13 protein-coding genes are annotated in these 17,021 nt (G+C 59.3%); 3 read left to right on the forward strand and 10 right to left on the reverse strand.

Translation table 11 applies throughout. The features are described from left to right. Window positions 1-65 precede the first annotated feature (65 nt). The 5 genes from FBZ97_RS08600 to FBZ97_RS08620 form a co-directional block, all read right to left on the reverse strand. Window positions 66-1,748, reverse strand: a complete 1,683-nt coding sequence (locus FBZ97_RS08600) for an ABC transporter ATP-binding protein (RefSeq protein WP_145318363.1) — start codon at window positions 1,746-1,748, stop codon at window positions 66-68. Then, window positions 1,745-2,611, reverse strand: coding sequence for an ABC transporter permease (locus FBZ97_RS08605; protein WP_145318365.1), 867 nt, complete (start codon window positions 2,609-2,611; stop codon window positions 1,745-1,747). Before FBZ97_RS08605 ends, FBZ97_RS08600 begins: the two co-directional genes overlap by 4 nt. After that, a complete protein-coding gene (locus FBZ97_RS08610; RefSeq protein WP_145318368.1) occupies window positions 2,608-3,558 on the reverse strand; it encodes an ABC transporter permease in 951 nt (316 codons plus the stop codon). Before FBZ97_RS08610 ends, FBZ97_RS08605 begins: the two co-directional genes overlap by 4 nt. Beyond that, the gene (locus FBZ97_RS08615; RefSeq protein ID WP_145318371.1) at window positions 3,539-5,170 is read right to left on the reverse strand and encodes an ABC transporter substrate-binding protein; all 1,632 of its coding nucleotides are present in this window, start codon (window positions 5,168-5,170) and stop codon (window positions 3,539-3,541) included. Before FBZ97_RS08615 ends, FBZ97_RS08610 begins: the two co-directional genes overlap by 20 nt. A gap of 311 nt (window positions 5,171-5,481) precedes the next feature. Further along, window positions 5,482-5,862, reverse strand: coding sequence for a pore-forming ESAT-6 family protein (locus FBZ97_RS08620; protein ID WP_113354375.1), 381 nt, complete (start codon window positions 5,860-5,862; stop codon window positions 5,482-5,484). A gap of 479 nt (window positions 5,863-6,341) precedes the next feature. Between FBZ97_RS08620 and FBZ97_RS08625 the strand changes: the two genes are divergently transcribed. Further along, complete coding sequence (locus FBZ97_RS08625) at window positions 6,342-7,337, forward strand: ABC transporter substrate-binding protein (protein ID WP_145318376.1); 996 nt, start codon at window positions 6,342-6,344, stop codon at window positions 7,335-7,337. 209 nt (window positions 7,338-7,546) lie between these two features. Next, window positions 7,547-8,983, forward strand: a complete 1,437-nt coding sequence (locus FBZ97_RS08630) for a family 16 glycosylhydrolase (RefSeq protein ID WP_113354373.1) — start codon at window positions 7,547-7,549, stop codon at window positions 8,981-8,983. A gap of 76 nt (window positions 8,984-9,059) precedes the next feature. On the opposite strand, the gene FBZ97_RS08635 is transcribed toward FBZ97_RS08630, so the two are convergent. The 5 genes from FBZ97_RS08635 to htpG form a co-directional block, all read right to left on the reverse strand. Then, the gene (locus FBZ97_RS08635; protein ID WP_145318379.1) at window positions 9,060-9,452 is read right to left on the reverse strand and encodes a GFA family protein; all 393 of its coding nucleotides are present in this window, start codon (window positions 9,450-9,452) and stop codon (window positions 9,060-9,062) included. Window positions 9,453-9,567: 115 nt separating this feature from the next. Continuing rightward, window positions 9,568-10,878, reverse strand: a complete 1,311-nt coding sequence (locus FBZ97_RS08640; protein ID WP_145318382.1) for an HlyD family type I secretion periplasmic adaptor subunit — start codon at window positions 10,876-10,878, stop codon at window positions 9,568-9,570. Beyond that, complete coding sequence (locus FBZ97_RS08645) at window positions 10,875-12,614, reverse strand: type I secretion system permease/ATPase (protein WP_113354370.1); 1,740 nt, start codon at window positions 12,612-12,614, stop codon at window positions 10,875-10,877. Before FBZ97_RS08645 ends, FBZ97_RS08640 begins: the two co-directional genes overlap by 4 nt. A gap of 334 nt (window positions 12,615-12,948) precedes the next feature. Beyond that, window positions 12,949-13,722 carry a siderophore-interacting protein gene (locus FBZ97_RS08650; protein ID WP_145318391.1) on the reverse strand — a complete coding sequence of 258 codons (774 nt, stop codon included), beginning with the start codon at window positions 13,720-13,722 and terminating at the stop codon, window positions 12,949-12,951. A gap of 279 nt (window positions 13,723-14,001) precedes the next feature. Then, entirely contained in the window at window positions 14,002-15,891 is a 1,890-nt protein-coding gene (gene htpG / locus FBZ97_RS08655) for a molecular chaperone HtpG (RefSeq protein ID WP_145318393.1), read from the reverse strand. A gap of 324 nt (window positions 15,892-16,215) precedes the next feature. On the opposite strand from htpG, the gene FBZ97_RS08660 reads away from it, so the two are divergent. After that, the gene (locus FBZ97_RS08660) at window positions 16,216-16,854 is read left to right on the forward strand and encodes a hypothetical protein (RefSeq protein ID WP_145318395.1); all 639 of its coding nucleotides are present in this window, start codon (window positions 16,216-16,218) and stop codon (window positions 16,852-16,854) included. The last annotated feature ends 167 nt before the right edge of the window (window positions 16,855-17,021 follow it).

Genomic DNA, 17,021 nt, shown 5'->3' on the forward strand with positions numbered 1-17,021 from the left:
CCGGCTATTTTGCCGGCGGCAAGGAGACGTAAAGAATGAAGCCAACCATGTTACGATCAGGCCTTTTAGCGCGAAAACCTCGGCACGGATGCAATAAGTTCGCGTGTATAGGCATGGCGAGGCCGTTGGAAGACCTCTTCGACAGATCCAGCCTCGACGATCGCTCCTTGCTTCATGACGACGATCCGATGGCTGATATGCTGGATCACCCCCAGATCATGCGAAATGAACATCATCGACAGGCCGAGCCTTGCCTGCAGATCGACCAATAGATCCAGAACCTGGGCTTGCGTCGTGACATCGAGTGCCGAAACCGGCTCGTCACAAATCAGAAGTTTCGGCGCGGCCGCAAGAGCCTGGGCGATCGATACGCGCTGGCGCTGGCCACCTGAAAGCGCGGTCGGCCTCCGGGCGAGCAAATCCGGCGACAACCCGACCAGATCCATTAGACCGATGATCTTCTCGCGGCGCTCCGATCTGCCGAGACCGCCATGAAGCAGCAGAGGCTGTTCGATGATGCGCTCGACGGTGAAGCGTGGGTTGAAGGAGCTCAACGGGTCCTGGCTGATGGTCTGTATTCCGGCTCTGAGGGGGCGGCGAACGCGTTCTGAAAGCGCGCTCCACGGTCGCCCTTCGTACAGCACCTCCCCCGCATCCGGCCGCTGCAGCGCCAGCGCAATCTTGCCGAGCGTGGTCTTGCCCGAACCGGATTCACCGACGACACCCAGCGTTTCGCCGCTGCCGATATGAAGCGATACGTCCCTGACGGCGCGCAGAAGACTGCCATCCGCGTGCCTGAAACTCATCGATACGTTGCGTATCTCCAGCAGACTCTCGGCTGAGCAAACGGGCTTCCGGAGCGGCAAGGGCGTATTCGCTGCACTGAGGCGGCGGCCGCGATTGACCGCTGTAGGTACGGCTGCCAGGAGCCGCCAGGTATAGTCATGCTGTGGATCTGACAGGACGCTGCGCGCCAGGCCCGTTTCCACCAGCCGGCCCTTTTGCATCACCGCGACCCGATCGGCGAGCTGGGCGGCAACGGAGAGATCATGCGTGATCAGGAGGATGCCATGGCCGGCAGCGGCCAGTTCCTTGAAGATGGCGAGCACTCTTTTCTGGACGCTGACATCCAGCGCTGTCGTCGGTTCGTCGGCGACGAGCAAGCGCGGCTGGCCGGCAAGCGCGGAGGCAATCAATGCCCTTTGCCGCAATCCGCCGGACAATTGATGCGCATATTGCCCCATCCGCAAATCCGGCTCGGGAACACCAACACGTTCCAGCAATTCCACGACATGTTGCGATACGAGTGAAGGTGGTGCCAGTCGATGCGTGAGGATGGGCTCGGCGATTTCGCGACCGACCGTCCTCAGGGGATCGAGCGATACGAGCGCATCCTGAAGAATGAAACCGATTTCGCGGCCGCGCACATGGCGCCAGGCTTTTTCCGACAGGTCAAGGAGGTCGAGCGGCCGGCCATCATGCGCGCTCAGATCCATCCTGTCGGCTTTTACCACGGAGCGCGATCCGGCGAGGCCGACAATCGCCCGGGCCGTTACAGACTTTCCGGAGCCGGATTCGCCGACCAATGCGAGGATCTCGCCAGGCGCGATTTGTAGCGACAGGTCGCGAACTGCATCCACGCGGCCCTGCGGGGTCTGAAAGGCCACATTCAACCCTTTGACCGCAAGCAGCTGGGGCGGCTCGGAAGCGGTGGTCTGAAAGTTTCGAAGGCCGGACTGAATATTCATCGCAGATCTCCCGTTGCGAGGAGGGTTTGCAGTCGGCGGCCCAAAAGCGTGATCGAAATGACGGAAAGCGCAACCACCGTCGCCGGCAACAGGCTGGTCCAGGGCGCGATATCGAGAAAATTACGGCCATTGGCGAGGAGCGCACCCCATTCAGCCGCCGGAGGCACGACGCCCAGGCCAAGGAAGCTCAAGGCCGAAGCGGACAGTACCGAACTACCCACACCAATCGTCGCGAGGATGAGAAGTGGCCGGATGGCGTTGGGGACGATATGCCGGCTGATGATCGTCCACGGATGCTCGCCAAGTGCCACAGCATGTTCGACATAGCCCGACAGCTTAATGTGAAGCACCTGCGAACGGATCAGCCGCGCGTAGCCGGCAATGCTGGCAAGCCCGACCGCCAAGAGCGTGTTCGCAGGCCCGCGGCCGAGAACGGCAATCACCAGCAGCGCGAGCAGCATTTCCGGAAAGGCAAGCAGGATATCGATGATGCGTAGCAAAAGCCGGGCAATCGGCCTTGGAGCCAGTGCAGCCGTCGTCCCCAACACGATCCCGCCGAGACTGGCAATCAGGGTCGCACCGATGCCGATGGTCAGGGATTGCGAGGTGCCGTAAACCACGCGCGAAAACAGATCCCGGCCCAGTTCGTCGGTTCCAAACCAGTGTTGCCCATCAGGCGGCAAGAGGATCGCATTCGGATCGACTGCCTCGGGATCGAGAGCAGAGAGCCATTGGGGCGCCCAGACCGCTACACAAAGAAGGACAAAAAAGGCGAAGGGAACAAGCAGTCCGAAAGACAGCCAGACGGGGCGTCTGCGCGTGATGCGGCGCTGCCCGCTTTCAGCTAGTACGACATCGCTCAAAGGCCTGTCCTCCTTAGACGTGGATCGATCACAAGGTAGAAAGCATCGACCAGCAGATTGACGATAACGAAGACAAGGGCAGACAGCATCACCAGACCGAGGATCAACGGCATGTCGCGGGTCTTGATCGCCTGAAGCGTGATCTGCCCGATGCCCGAACGGCCGAATACCGTCTCGGTCAGGATCGAGCCGCCTAGGGTGCTGGCAAGCAACGTGCCGGTGAGGGTCGAGGCCGCCAGTGCGGCGTGCCGCAAACCATGTCTGACACGCAGGACCGTCTCGCCGACGCCGCGTGTCCGCACGGTCAGAGAAAACGGCTGGGACAGTGCCTCCTCCAGGCCGTCGCGCAATACCTGGCTCAAGAGTGCGGCGAGCGGCAGGCTCAAGGCAATGGCGGGCAGCACAAGCGCCGATGGTCCATCATTGCCTGTGACCGGAAACCATTCGAGATTGAAGCTGAAGACCGACAATAGGACAATGCCGATCCAATAGACGGGCGTGCTCAGAAGGATCAATTCTATTCCCGAGGACAGCAGCGTCAGGCTTTTGCGACGGCCTGCGGTTGCCAAGGCCACGCTGATCGCCAGAAGGAGAGCAAGCACGATCGCGCTGCCGGCGAGATGCAATGTCGGTCCCGCGGCCTCATAGATCACCTCTGAAACAGGCTGTCTGTACTGGTAGCTTTGTCCGAAATCGCCACTTAAGGCCTTGGCGATATAATGCGCATATTGCAGCGCAAGCGGCTGGTCGAGGCCATATTGATGCACCAATGCGGCCCGCTCTGCCTCATCGACGACGTTCTCCCCGCCAGCCAGGATCGCGACTGGATCGCCGGGAATGAGCTTTACGGCGATAAAGGCAATCGTTGCCGCGCCCCAAAGCACGGCAACGATCACCCCGGTCCGCCGCACAGCGGTTTGGAAGAGCTTAGCGGTCCAGCCAGGCATCGTAGAAATTCGGCTTCGCATTGGTGGCCCAGGAAATGCCATGCAGGCTCTTCGAGGCGCCGAGCTGATAGGCGGCTACGAAAAGCGGTACGGCATAAGCCTGCTCGATCACTTCCTTCTGTATCTCGGCATAGAGTTTCTTACGCTCGGCATCGGAAGCCCCGACCGCTTTCGTCAGCTTTTCATCGAGGCTTTTGACGCGAGACGCATTCTGACCGGCTGGAGGAATATAGGCCGAATGGAATACCGTGCGCAGGATATCGGGCTCCGCACGCACATAGTAGAAGGACACGAGATCGTAATCATTGGCATTGGCGCGAGCGGTCCAGCCACCGGAATCGACTGGATCGAGCTGCAAATCGAAACCCGCCTGCCGCACCTGATATTGAATGGCCTGCGCCAAGGTCACTTCCGTCGCGGCGAGCGAGGTGCTGTCGTAGACATAATGCAGGGTCAGCCGGCCGCCATCTTTTTTGCGGACACCATCGGCGTCCTTCTGTGACCAGCCCGCCTCGTCAAGCAGCCGGTTGGCCTTTGCCAGATCGAAGCCCCATGAGCTGGAAATATCGTGGTCATAATAGAGCGTCGAGGGGCCGAGGATATTGTCGGCCGGCTTCAAGGTTCCGAAGAAGGCAGCCTTGACCGCTGCCGGTCCATTGACGGCGCTCTGGAAAGCCTGCCGCACCTTCAAGTCCTGAAATGGTCCCTTCGAGGTGTTCAGGAAATAGGCGCTGTTGACGCCCGGGTTTTCCCGCGTCACCACCTGCAGCTTGCCGTTACCCTGAACGGAGCGATAATTTGCCGGCGGCACCGCGTCGATCGCCTGCAACTGACCGCTTGCCAGCGCACCGAGACGCACGGAAGCCTCCGGCAGATATTTGAAGACGATCTGATCGAAATGGGCCGGCCCTTTATGCGCGGCATAGCCAGGACCCCAATTGTAATCCGCACGGCGGCTCAGCTTGCTGCCGCTGCCCTTGGTAAAATTGTCGAGCACGTAGGGACCCGATCCGATGACCGTATTCGTCGTGCTCTGCGCCTTCTGAAGATAGGTCGATGATTGAATGCCGAGATAGGGAAGGCTCAACCCCTGCAGCAAGGGCGCGAAGGACTGGCGATAGCGGATCACGACCGTACGGCTATCCGGCGCCTCGATCTTGTCGATCGGTCCGAGCAGTGACTTGGCATAGCTCGATGTCGTCTTCGGATCGAGAATGCGATCGAAATTGTATTTGACCGCGGCTGCATCGAGCGGAGTGCCGTCGCTGAATGTCACGCCCTGACGCAGACGGAAAGTATAGACGGTATTGTCGCCGTTGATGTCCCAGCTTTCTGCCAGCCACGGCGTGAACTTGTTGTCTTCGGCCTGCCCGACACGCGAGTCGACGATATTGCGGGTAATCAATGCCGTAACCGAGTTGCCCGTGATCGACGGGTCGATAATGGAGGCATCCGTTGCCAATCCGACGTTGAGAATGCCCCCATCGACCGGCTTTGCCGTATCGGATGCGGCATTTGCGACAGTGCCCATCATCGTCAGAAAAGAAAATGCCAGGGCAATGCGGATCTTGCTTCGCCCGATGGTTTTCGCGCTTGAATGCGTTTTTCTCATATCCCGTCCCTATTTTGGCCGCCACGACATCGATCATGCGGCCAAAAGGCCGCTCGGCACCGCGCAGGCTGAACGGCACGATAATTGTCTATAAAAATACTAGACTAAAGGCATTGTGATGCGTTTATGCGAAGACAGGCGGAAATCCGTTTCAAGATCGCTGAGGCCGTCGGCAGCAACCTGACCGTGGCGCGTTCGCTGGCGTTGGAATGATCTCAAGCAAACTATGAGGCAGTCCGAAGCGATGCGGATGCCAAGCGGATATTGTACATGGCAAGCTGCGACGGCTCGCGCCGTCGCAGTTTTGCATTTCATTTTGGAAGTTGCGCGCCAGCCTGCTTCACCGCATTTGCGATGGTTTCGCAAAACTGCTTTTCGGTCACGTTCTGCGCTTTTGTAATGGCTGCAAGATCCTGATTCACGCCCATGGCGGAGATCTTGCCTTTTTCACCCTCTTGTTCGGCCGCTTCGCCCTTCGCCGTATCCGAGGGCGCCGGTATGAGAGCGAGCATTTTCGTTTGAGTCTCGACAGCAGCCCCATCGATGTGGCCTGCATTCTGGCAATATTTCAGCACGCCAAGTTGATTGCGTGCCGAATTGTAAGCCAATTCCAGTTGGTCGTTTGATACCTGTGCATAGCTTGGCGCGGCAAATCCGCATGCCACGATACCGATCAGAATGATCTTCCGCATATGAAACTCCTGATTGCTTCAACATGCTGCGATCTATCCTCGATCACCCTGAAGGCAATAGCTGCAAAGTCGGAAAACGCTCTACCACGAGAGCATCGCTGCGGAGGGTCAAAAAAAGCTGAAGCCTTCGATATGATCGTGGTCGCCAACGGAACTGCCCGTTCCCTCCGCAGCTCGCGCGCAGGTCCATTCGGCAGCGATCAAACGGATCTCCAGCTTCCGTGTCGGGCATAAGACGCCGATGACGCCGGTAGCATCCGTTCATTTCCTGTGGGAAAGCTTCAAACTTCATCCGGCCAACACATGGCATCGGGATCGATGTGGCAGTAATCCGGACGCGCCCGGACGGCTTTGACTGTCCGGATTTGCCTCTGCGTGGCCGTTGCGCTGCCGGGGCATCGCAAGAGCGAAGGAAAAGATCAACGGCTTCACCCGCGACATCCTTCGACAACAGCAACATCAGGACCTGGAGGTCTTACATGAAGAAGCCTATAGCTGCCGCCGTCTTCGCTGCAGCACTTTATACCTTTGCCGGCGCCGCGCATGCCGATTGCGGTTCGGTCTCCATCGCCGAAATGAACTGGGCGTCGGCCGGCGTTGCGGCAAATGTCGACAAGATCATCCTCCAGGAAGGCTATGGCTGCTCGGTCGAACTCCTCACGGGCGACACGCTGCCAACATTTACTTCGATGAACGAGAAAGGCCAACCGGACGTTGCGCCGGAACTTTGGATCAATGCGGTGCGCACGCCGCTGGATCAGGCGGTTTCCGAGGGACGGTTGGTCATCGCTGCCGGCATTCTTTCCGATGGCGGCCAGGATGGTTGGTGGATTCCGAAATTCCTCGCCGACGCCCATCCCGATATCAAGACCGTCCAGCAGGCGCTGGAACACCCGGAACTTTTCCCCGCGCCGGACGATCCGAAAAAGGGCGTCATCTACAATTGCCCGCCCGGCTGGCAATGCCAGGCGTCGCTCGGCAATCTCTACCGGGCGCTCGACGGCGAGAAGAAGGGCTTTGAAATCGTCGAGACCGGATCTGCCGCCGCTCTTGACGGCACGATCGCCAATGCCTTCGAAAAGAAGACGGGCTGGCTTGGCTATTATTGGTCGCCGACCGCTATCCTCGGCAAGTATCCAATGGTGCGCCTTTCCTTCGGCGTACCCCACGACAAGGCCGAATGGGACGCATGCACCTCGGTCATGGATTGCGCCAATCCAAAGGTTAATTCCTATCCCGTCTCGGAAGTCTACACCGTCGTCACCAAGAAGTTTGCCGATCACGCCGGCGTCGCGATGGACTATCTGAAGAAACGGAAATGGACGAACGATCTCGTCAATAGCATTCTTGCATGGCAGACGGATAACCAGGGCACCAACGAAGACACCGCCCGATACTTCCTGAAGAACCATGAAGACATCTGGGCGACATGGGTAAGCCCGGATGTCGCTGCCAAGGTAAAGGCCGCGCTCTAAATTCTGGCTTCGGGGACGCGGTGAATAACTGCGTCCCGGCCTCATAGCCATGAGCGCGAATGCTCCAACCAGCACTTTTGGACAGGTTGGCGAAAAAACTTGCCGTCGGGGGTGGGCAGAAAAACAATGCACGCTATTTGACGCATATGAGCGGGGAGAAATATTAGCTCGATGGAGGAGGTCGTCCGGCACGAGGGAAGAGGATTCTCATGCCCAATTCAGTTTTGAATGCCCTTGGACAGCCACTTTACTATAGCGATACGTCGACAGGTTTCTTTTCCGCCACCGGCTCTGGCCCGGTGCTTTACGGCACCGCCGGCAACGACTCCATGTGGGGTGACGCCTCCGTCAATGTGACGATGATGGGCGGCACCGGCGACGATATCTACTATCTCTATTCCAGCATCAATCACGCCTATGAAGCATCCAACGCCGGCGTGGATACCATCAATACCTGGATGGATTATACGCTGCCCGAAAATTTCGAAAATCTCACGGTCACGGGCAATAATCGCCATGCCTATGGCAATGACGCCGATAACATCATCACCGGCGGCAGCGGCAGTCAGACCATCGATGGCGGTGCCGGCAACGACGTGCTGACGGGCGGCGGCGGCGCCGATACTTTCATCATCAGCAAGGGCAACGGCAGCGATCTCATCACCGATTTCAGCGATGACGACAAGGTCAGGCTCAATCAGTATGGCCTGACGTCGTTCGATCAGGTCGTCAGCCATTCCACGCAGGAAGGTGCCAATGTCCGGCTCGATCTCGGTAATGGCGAAAGCCTGGTCTTCGCCAACAAGACCATCTCCGACCTGCATGAAGACCAGTTTCAGCTCGGGCTCGACAGATCGTCGCTCACTCAGACTTTTTCGGACGATTTCAATACGCTTTCGCTGCACGAGGGGACGCAGGGCACCTGGGATGCTAAATATTCCTGGGCGCCGGACAAGGGCAGCAGCCTGAATGATGAACTGCAGTGGTACATCAATCCTTCTTATGCACCGACCGCATCCGCCAACCCCTTTTCTGTCTCCGACGGCATTCTGACGATTACAGCGAAACAGACGCCGGACGCGCTGAAATCGATCGTCGAGAACCATGATTATACTTCAGGCATTCTGACCACTCACTCGACCTTCTCGCAGACCTACGGCTATTTCGAAATGCGGGCAGAGATGCCGCATAACCAGGGCGTCTGGCCCGCTTTCTGGCTGCTGCCGGAGGATGGTTCCTGGCCACCGGAACTCGACGTGGTGGAAATGCGCGGACAAAACCCGACCACGGTCAATGTGACGGTTCATTCGAATGCCACCGGCGAGCACACGAAGACCTCTATTCCGGTGGAAGTGCCAAGCACCGATGGCTTCCACAATTACGGCGTGCTCTGGGACAAGGATCAGATCGTCTGGTATTTCGACGATGTGGCCGTTGCCCATGCCGATACGCCGGCCGATATGCACGGGCCGATGTACATGCTGGTCGATCTCGCGGTCGGCGGCGTGGCGGGGACGCCGACGGACGGTCTCCCGAATGGATCGGAGATGAAGATCGACTATATCAAGGCCTATTCCCTGGACGATCACAACGCCCAGCTTGCCGCCTCGACGCAATCCGCCCACACGACGGACTGGCACATCTGACTGCATCGAACAATCGTTGCGTCAAAACAGGTGTTTCGGACGGATTGATCCGGCCGAAACCAACCGCCATCGGGAGCTATTCCTCGAAGCGACTGGTACCCTCGCGATCGCGTGCGTATCGCTTCTCGAGCGGAAAAGGCGGCAACCACGATTCGCGACGGATAGTCCATAGCTCGTAAGTGGGCTTTAGCTGGTCCGGAGCATCCAGGGAGCCCAGATTTATCTCGATTTCATCTGCGGTGCGGGAAAAAACGGAGGAGCCGCAGCAGGGACAGAAGAAGCGCCCCGCATAATCCCGGGCTTCGCCGTCGATCTTGACCGCCTGCTCCGGGAATATCGCAGAGGCATGAAAAAGCGCGCCATGATGCTTGCGGCAGTCGAGACAATGGCAAAGGCCGACCCGGTACGGCCGACCCGATGCCACAAATCGGATGTCGCCGCATAGGCAACCGCCCTTGTATTGATCCATGCTACCCTCCTCAAAAGTCAAGCGATGAAGCGTTTGCATCGACCGCTACGCAATTGATCGCTGTGAGCAACGGCGCTCCCGCGCATCCCAATTCTGAGCCGATGCACCTATATGCCTAATCCTCCCTGAACGCCCGCCTGATCTGGTCGGTCATCGGCTTTGTCAGATAAGCAAGGACGCTTCGTTGGCCCGTTTGCAGAAAAGCCTCCACAGGCATGCCGGGCAGCGGCGTAAGCTGCCCCAGCCGATCCCATTCCTGCTTTGCCACCTTGACCCGCACGACATAGTAGCTTTGCCCCGAACGCTGATCCGTCGTCAGATCCGCGGAGATCGTATCGACATGCCCGTTCAGCTCCGGGGTAATCCGTTGATTGAAGGCAGGAAAACGCAGGGACACCGCCTGTCCCACGGTAATCTGATCAATATCCTGGGGCGCGAGTTTCAGTTCTGCGACCAGCGCGTCCTTGTCCGGAACGATCTGCAGGATCGCCTCTGCCGGCGAAATGACGGCCCCTTCGGCATGGATGCTTAGCTGGTCGACGATCCCCGCCTGCGGCGCCTTGATGTCGATCCGCTTCAGATCGTCCTCGGCGGCGATAAGGCGCTCGGCAAACTGGCCGCTATCGCTTTCCGCCTGGCGCAATTGCTCGGATACTTCCGAACTGCGGTCGGCATCGATCTGCAGGATCTGCAGCTCGGTTTCCGCAATCTTGCCTTTGGTCTGGGCGACGGACGAGACGAGGTTTCCGAGATCGCCGTTCAGCGAAGCGCTTTCCCGCTGCAACGAGTAGACCTTCGTTGCCGAAATGATGCCCTGATCGAGCAGGCCTTCGAGGCTTCCGAGCTCCTTGGCGATGAGCGCGATTTCCCGCCGCTTGCCCTCTTCCTGGGCGACGAGACCGTCAATCTCCTGCCTGAGCTGCTGAATGCGCTCGTGAAGCTGCGATTTCTGCCCGTCGCGCGATATCTGACGATCGCGAAAGAGCCGACGCTCGCCTGCCAGGATAGCTGCCACATCAGCATCTTCGGCAAACGAGAGCAGATCGGCCGGAAAGTCGATATCCTGCCGGCCGTCGCGCTCCGCTGCCAGACGCGCCGTGCGGGCAGAAAGTTCGTTGAGCCGTTTGCGGATAATCGAGAGGTTGGCTCTGGTCTGGGTGTCGTCAAGCCGGACGAGCACCTGGCCGGCGGCGACATGATCGCCATTCTTCACCAGGATCGCACGGGCGATCCCGCCCTTCAAATGCTTTACTGGCTTTACATAGCTGTCGACGACAAGCGTGCCGGAGGTGACGACCGCGCCGGAAATCTTTGTAGCGGCGGCAAGGCCGCCCATGACGCCGAACAACAGCAGAATGGCGGCTATCACCAACAGCGACAGGCGGCGGATCATTCGTTCGTTCGATGACGAGGCCTTGCCGATCATCCGTGCGTCTCCCCGCCGGCGATGGCCAGATGCGTCGTTCCGAGCTGCTTGGGCGACGGACCGAGGATGTCCTTCTTTGGCCCGAATGCCTGGACCTGGCCGCCGGCAACGATCATGACCCTATCGGCGGCAGCAAGAGCGCTTGGCCGGTGGGCAATGACGATAGCAATGCCGCCCCTCTCCTTGACGCCTGCGAGGGCCGCCGTCAGTGCCGCTTCGCCTTCCGCATCCAGATTGGAATTCGGCTCGTCGAGAAGCACCAGAAAGGGATCGCCGTAAAGCGCCCTCGCCAGGGCGATACGCTGCCTTTGCCCGGCCGAAAGGCGCGATCCGCCTTCGCCGATCTTGGTATCGAAGCCATCCGGGAGTTTGACGATCATGTCGTAGACACCCGCCGCTTTCGCCGCCGCAATGATCGATTCGGTTCGCATGTCCTCAGCAAAACGCGAAATATTCTCGGCGATTGTGCCGTCGAAGAGGTCTACATCCTGCGGCAGATAGCCGATATGCTGCCCAAGTTCATCGGTATCCCATTGCGAAAGAGCGGCACGATCGAGCCGCACGGAGCCGATTGCAACCGGCCACAAGCCGGCAATTGCACGTGCCAGCGAAGACTTGCCCGATGCGCTCGGGCCGATGACGCCGAGTATGGTTCCCGCCGATATCTTGAACGAGACATTGCGCAGGATAAGATCGCGGCTGCCGGGCGACGTCACGGTGATATTCTCGACGCTGAGCTCCCGCGACGGTGCGGGCAAGGCGAAAGCCTGCTTCTCGGGCGGCGCGGCGTCGAGGAGTGCGGCAAGCCGAGTCCAACCCTGGCGTGCAGCCACAAAACCCTTCCATTGGCCGATCGCAAGCTCGACGGGCGCCAGCGCCCGCGTCACCAGGATCGAGCTTGCAATGATGATACCTCCCGTCGCTTCCTGGCGAATGACGAGGATCGCGCCGACGGCAAGGACACCGGATTGCAGCATCATGCGTGCAATCTTGGCGGCGATGGTCAGCGCGCCGACACGGGTGCTCGCTATCGCCTGGTGACTGAGATAATCCTCATTCATGACAGCCCATTTATCGGTGAGGCGGCCGGAAAACCCCATAGCAATAGCAGCCTCCCAGTTCCGCCGCGCAGCCTGAGCAAAGCCGAGGCGTGCTGCCGAAGACCTGGCCGCCTCCAGCGCCGGTCGACGCGACAGCATTTCGGCAGCCACGGTAATGCCGACGAGCAGCAAGGCGCCGCAAAGAGCCGTAAAGCCGATCCAAAAGTGGAACAGAAAGCAAAGGATCAGATAGAACGGCACCCATGGTAAATCGAAAAGCGCCGTCGAACCGGTACCGGAAAGGAAGGAGCGGATCTGCTCGAGATCACGCACCGATTGCAGCCCATCGTCCGACGTCTGTTTTTTGCTCGGCAGGAACAGAAGCGCGCCGAAGACCTTCCTGTTTAGACGCTCATCGAGCGACATGCCGATGCGCACAAGCAGCATGGAGCGCAGGAATTCGATTACGCCCTGAAACAGATAGAGGGTCACGACGATGATGACGAGACCGGACAGCGTCGGCAGGCTATGGCTCGGAATGACCCGATCATAGACCTGCAGCATGAAGAAGGAGCCGGTCAGCGCCAGCACATTGATGGCCGCGCTCGCCAGAGCGATGCCGATGAAGGCCTTGCGAAGCGCCGACAACATCAATGCGACGAATGTCTGCGGCGGGTCTTTCGGGACGGCAAGCACCTTGCGTCGATCCTCAACATTGGCCGTCGCGTACGGCAGGGATTTACATGACGCCCAAAGCACCGCCTCCCGCTCGGCGCATGGACCTGCAAAGCGATCGCCTATGGCTTTGCCACCATTCCCGCTTCAAGCCTAACCTTCAACGATCCCTTGTAATTTAGGAAGTCGAAATCTATCCAGAATGCAGTTTCGGTGAACCCAACCTTATCGCGGAACGCCTTGTCCACTTGCGGGACAATTGCGCCATGAAATGGGGCAGCAGCCTGTTCCGGCAAGATGCCTGACCTATCATATTAGGATGAGCAAGCGGCATCTTGCCGCCTGCCTCCCGCATTCAGTCGAATTTCTCCGTCGTGTCCGCCTTGCCCTTGACCCAATAGCCGGACGCCTTGATCCAGCTCAGCGGATAGCCGCGGTCTTCGACGAGGTAGGAGCGCAAGGCGCGCGTGACGGAGGCTTCGGCGGCGATCCAGACGAACGTGCCGGGCACCACATCGATCGACTGCAATATCTTCAGAAGCGAGGACGGATCCGCCGCTTCCGAGAGAGGCCGATATGCCCAGCGCATATCCAGCTGCGCATCGGTTTGAAATGCCTGATGTTCATGAGCATCGGCAACCGCGGCGATCGCCGTTATATGTGCCCCCGCACGTGCCTCCTCAATCCGGCGGCCGATGGCCGGCAGCGCCGTCTCGTCGCCGATGAGCAGCCAGTTCTCGATATCTGCGGACACGACGGCCGAGCCGCGGGGACCGCCGATCTCCAGCCTGTCGCCGACGCGAGCGTCGAGCGCCCAGTGCGTGGCAGGGCCTGCCTCATGGACGGCAAAATCGAGGACGAGTGTCCGCGCGTCGGTGTCGTATTGGCGAGGCGTATAGTCACGCCGCTCCATCTCCTCGCCGGCGCCCGGCACCATCACCTTGATGTGGTCGTCGGGCGCAAGGCTGACAAAATCGGCGAGATCTTCGCCGGCCAGCCGAATGCGCAGCATGCCGGGCGTGATCCTGTCGATGGCCGTTACAGTCAGAGTGCGCCGCTTCAGTTCATGGCGCACGCGCTCGATCTTCGGAGCGGAGACGGCCGGGTTGGAATTATGGGGGGTATCCATGAGTGTCCTTTCGAGGCGCCTCGATCTCGATCCGCAGGACATAGTCGCGCAGACCGAAGCCGCAGAGCCGTTCGATCATACGCGTTGAGTGACGTTAACGCTTACGTGGCTGGACGATATCAAGCCAGTCTGCGTCACCTATAGAAGAAGAATTCTTACATCGCAACAAAAAGATGATTTTTATAGACAAGTTTTGTGAGCCATAGAAAATCGGACACCATCGCAGGCCTCTGCGGAGCAGATCGGCACGGCTGCTTCGAACCGTGCCGACCCGATTGATTACTGCAGTGCCTTTTCCATCAAACGCGCCAGCCGCTCGGCAAAAGCACGCGGATCGGCAGGCTTGTCACCGTCCAGAACCCGAGCCTGATCGAGCAGCAGGAAGGCCGCATCGTCACGCAGGGACGGCGCATCCGCCTTGGCGGCAATCGCCTTGACGACGGGGTGATCCATGTTGATTTCAAGGATCGGCTTGGCGCCGGACTGTAGACGGCCGGCTCCCTGCAGGATCTTCTCCAGCTGGCGGTCATAACCCTGCTCGGAGGCCACGAGGCAAACGGCGCTTTCAATCAGACGATCGGATGCACGGACATCGGAGACCTCGTCGGCCAGCTTCTGCTTGGCATAGTCGAGGAAGGCCTGGACTTCGGCGGGCGCGCTTTCGCTTTCCGGCTTGTCTTCGTCCTGCTTCTTGAATTGGGCGAGATCAGCAGAGCCTTGCGTGATCGACTTGAAGCTCTTGCCCTCGAATTCCGGTGCATTGGTCACCCAGAAGCTGTCGACGGAATCGGTCAGCAACAGGACTTCGATGCCGCGGGCACGGAAGCCTTCAAGCTGCGGCGACGCCTTCAGCTGCTCCAGGCTGCCGCCGACGAGATAGTAGATCGACTGCTGGCCCTCCTTGGCATCCTTGATGTAGTCGGCAAGCGAGCGATAGCCATCTCCCGAGGTAGTCGTGCGGAAGCGCGAAAGCGCCAGAAGCTGAGAACGACGCTCGAAGTCCTCGTAGAGGCCTTCCTTGATGAGGCTGCCGAAACTCTCCCAGATCTTCAGGAAGGCGTCATGGTCGCTCTCCGCCTGTTTCTCGATCGCCGTGATGATGCGATTGGTCACGCCCTTGCGGATCGCCGTCAGGATCGGGCTTTCCTGGATCATCTCGCGCGAGACGTTGAGCGGCAGGTCCGACGTGTCGACGAGGCCGCGCACGAAGCGGAGATAGCGCGGCAGCAATTCGGCTTCATCGGTGATGAAGACGCGCTTCACATAGAGCTTCATGCGGCCCTTGCGGTCCGGATCGAAAAGATCGAAGGGCTGCGAGCCCGGCACGAAGGCAAGCGCCGAATATTCATGGCGACCCTCGGCGCGGAAATGCACCGTCAGCGCCGGCTCGTCATATTGGCCGGAAACGCCGCGATAGAAATCGGTGTACTCTTCAGACGTGATGTCGTTCTTCGATTTCGTCCAGAGCGCGGTGCCGTCGGTCAGCTGCGTCGCTTCCTCGCCGGGCTTTTCGGCGATCTTGATCGGCACCGGCACATGACCGGACTGTTCCTTGACGATGCGCTCGACGCTCCAGCGCGAGGCATAGGTCTTGGCATCTTCCATCAGATGCAGCGTAATGCGGGTGCCGCGCGCCGGTGCCTCGCTGACGTCAACAGGCGCAACGCTGTAGCCGCCCTTGCCATCGGAAGACCAGAGCCAGGCATCCTCCGCACCCGCGCGGCGCGAGATGACGTCGACGCGGTCGGCAACCATGAAACAGGAATAGAAGCCGACGCCGAACTGGCCGATGAGCTGTGCACCCTCGCCCTGCTTGTTGGCCTCGATACGCTCCATGAAGGCGCGCGTGCCCGAGCGGGCAATTGTGCCGAGCGCTTCGATCATCTCGTCGCGGCTCATGCCGATGCCGTTATCTTCCACGATGAGCTTGCTGCCATCAGCATCAAGCGTCAGCAGGATGCGGCTGTCGGGATCGTTGGCAAGCAAGCCGGGATGGGCAATCGCTTCGTAGCGCAGCTTCTCGCAGGCATCGGCCGCGTTCGAGATCAGCTCGCGCAGGAAGACATCCTTGTCCGAATAAACCGAGTGAACCATCATGTGCAGAAGGCGGGCAACGTCGGCCTCGAAAACGTGGCTCTCGGCGGTATTTTCTGCGGTGGTGGTCGTCATAAGCGTCTAGTCTCCTGGGAATAAAAAAGTCGCGCCGCACAGGTGGCGGAAGACAAGCGAAATTTCAAGCGGGCGTTGTCCCACAGAGCTCAAAACGAGCGAATGAGCCCGCTTTCGCGTGCGGAAGCGTTCACGCGACGCTTCTGTCACGAGTTTATCACGCAGGATTGACAGCAGTGCGGCCCCACTGCGGCATGGTGCCGCAGTGACTGCCATAAATTTGGCAGAGGCGAGACCAAGATCGAAAGGGTTCGCATCGATCGGCGCTCCAAGCCATCCAAGCAGGAGCCGATCCGACATGCTCTCAAAGCAAAGGAGATCATCGTGCTAACCCTCCGCAATGCATTTCTCATCGGCGCCGGCCTTATCACAGCCACAGGATTGGCGAGCCAGGCTGTCGCTCAGCAGAAGATCGAGCAATCCGCCAATACGCACCAAATGACAGTTCGCCTGCCGGACGGCTCGCTGGAATTGATCCGCTACAGCGGTGCTCAGCCACCGACGATTACCTTCCGGGACGGTCCGGCGTCGATGGCGGGCTTTGCTCCAATCGACGACGTCTCGCCCTTCGCCGACATAGAGCGCATCTCGGCTGCCATGGATCGCGAGGCCGCAGCCCTGATGAATGATCCGGGTCTCTTCACGCCGTGGCCGGATGGCTCGGATAATCTCATGAAGATCGATCTGTCGAATCTCCCCGCAGGCGTGAAAGGATATACGGTCATCTCGATGACATCGGGCAAGGGCACCTGCACGCAAACCGTGGAGTATTTCAGCTCCGGCAGCGGCAAGCCTCGGGTCGAGAAAACGAGCTCCGGAAGCTGCGGCCCGGCTCAGAGTCCGGCTACCCGGCCGGCACATGCCATTGCGCCCCAGCCATCTCCCAACCATCAGCCGTCCAACGTGATCCAGGCCTCGTTTCAGCCCAATGCAAAAACGGTGAGATTGGCAGGTCTGTTCTAGGATATAGACCCTAAATAAGCAGTATCGATCTCAAAGGCGGGATGCTCGAAAGGGCATCCCGTTTGTATTTGTAGACGCGGGTAGAGATCTTTTTGCATGGCGACCGCCCTCGCGCCCATGCGGATTGCTATGCGGGCAGTGTTGTTATAATAACTTGAGTTTAATTT

It is taken from the genome of Rhizobium sp. ERR 942 (assembly GCF_007828395.1).
GTDB lineage: Bacteria > Pseudomonadota > Alphaproteobacteria > Rhizobiales > Rhizobiaceae > Rhizobium > Rhizobium dioscoreae.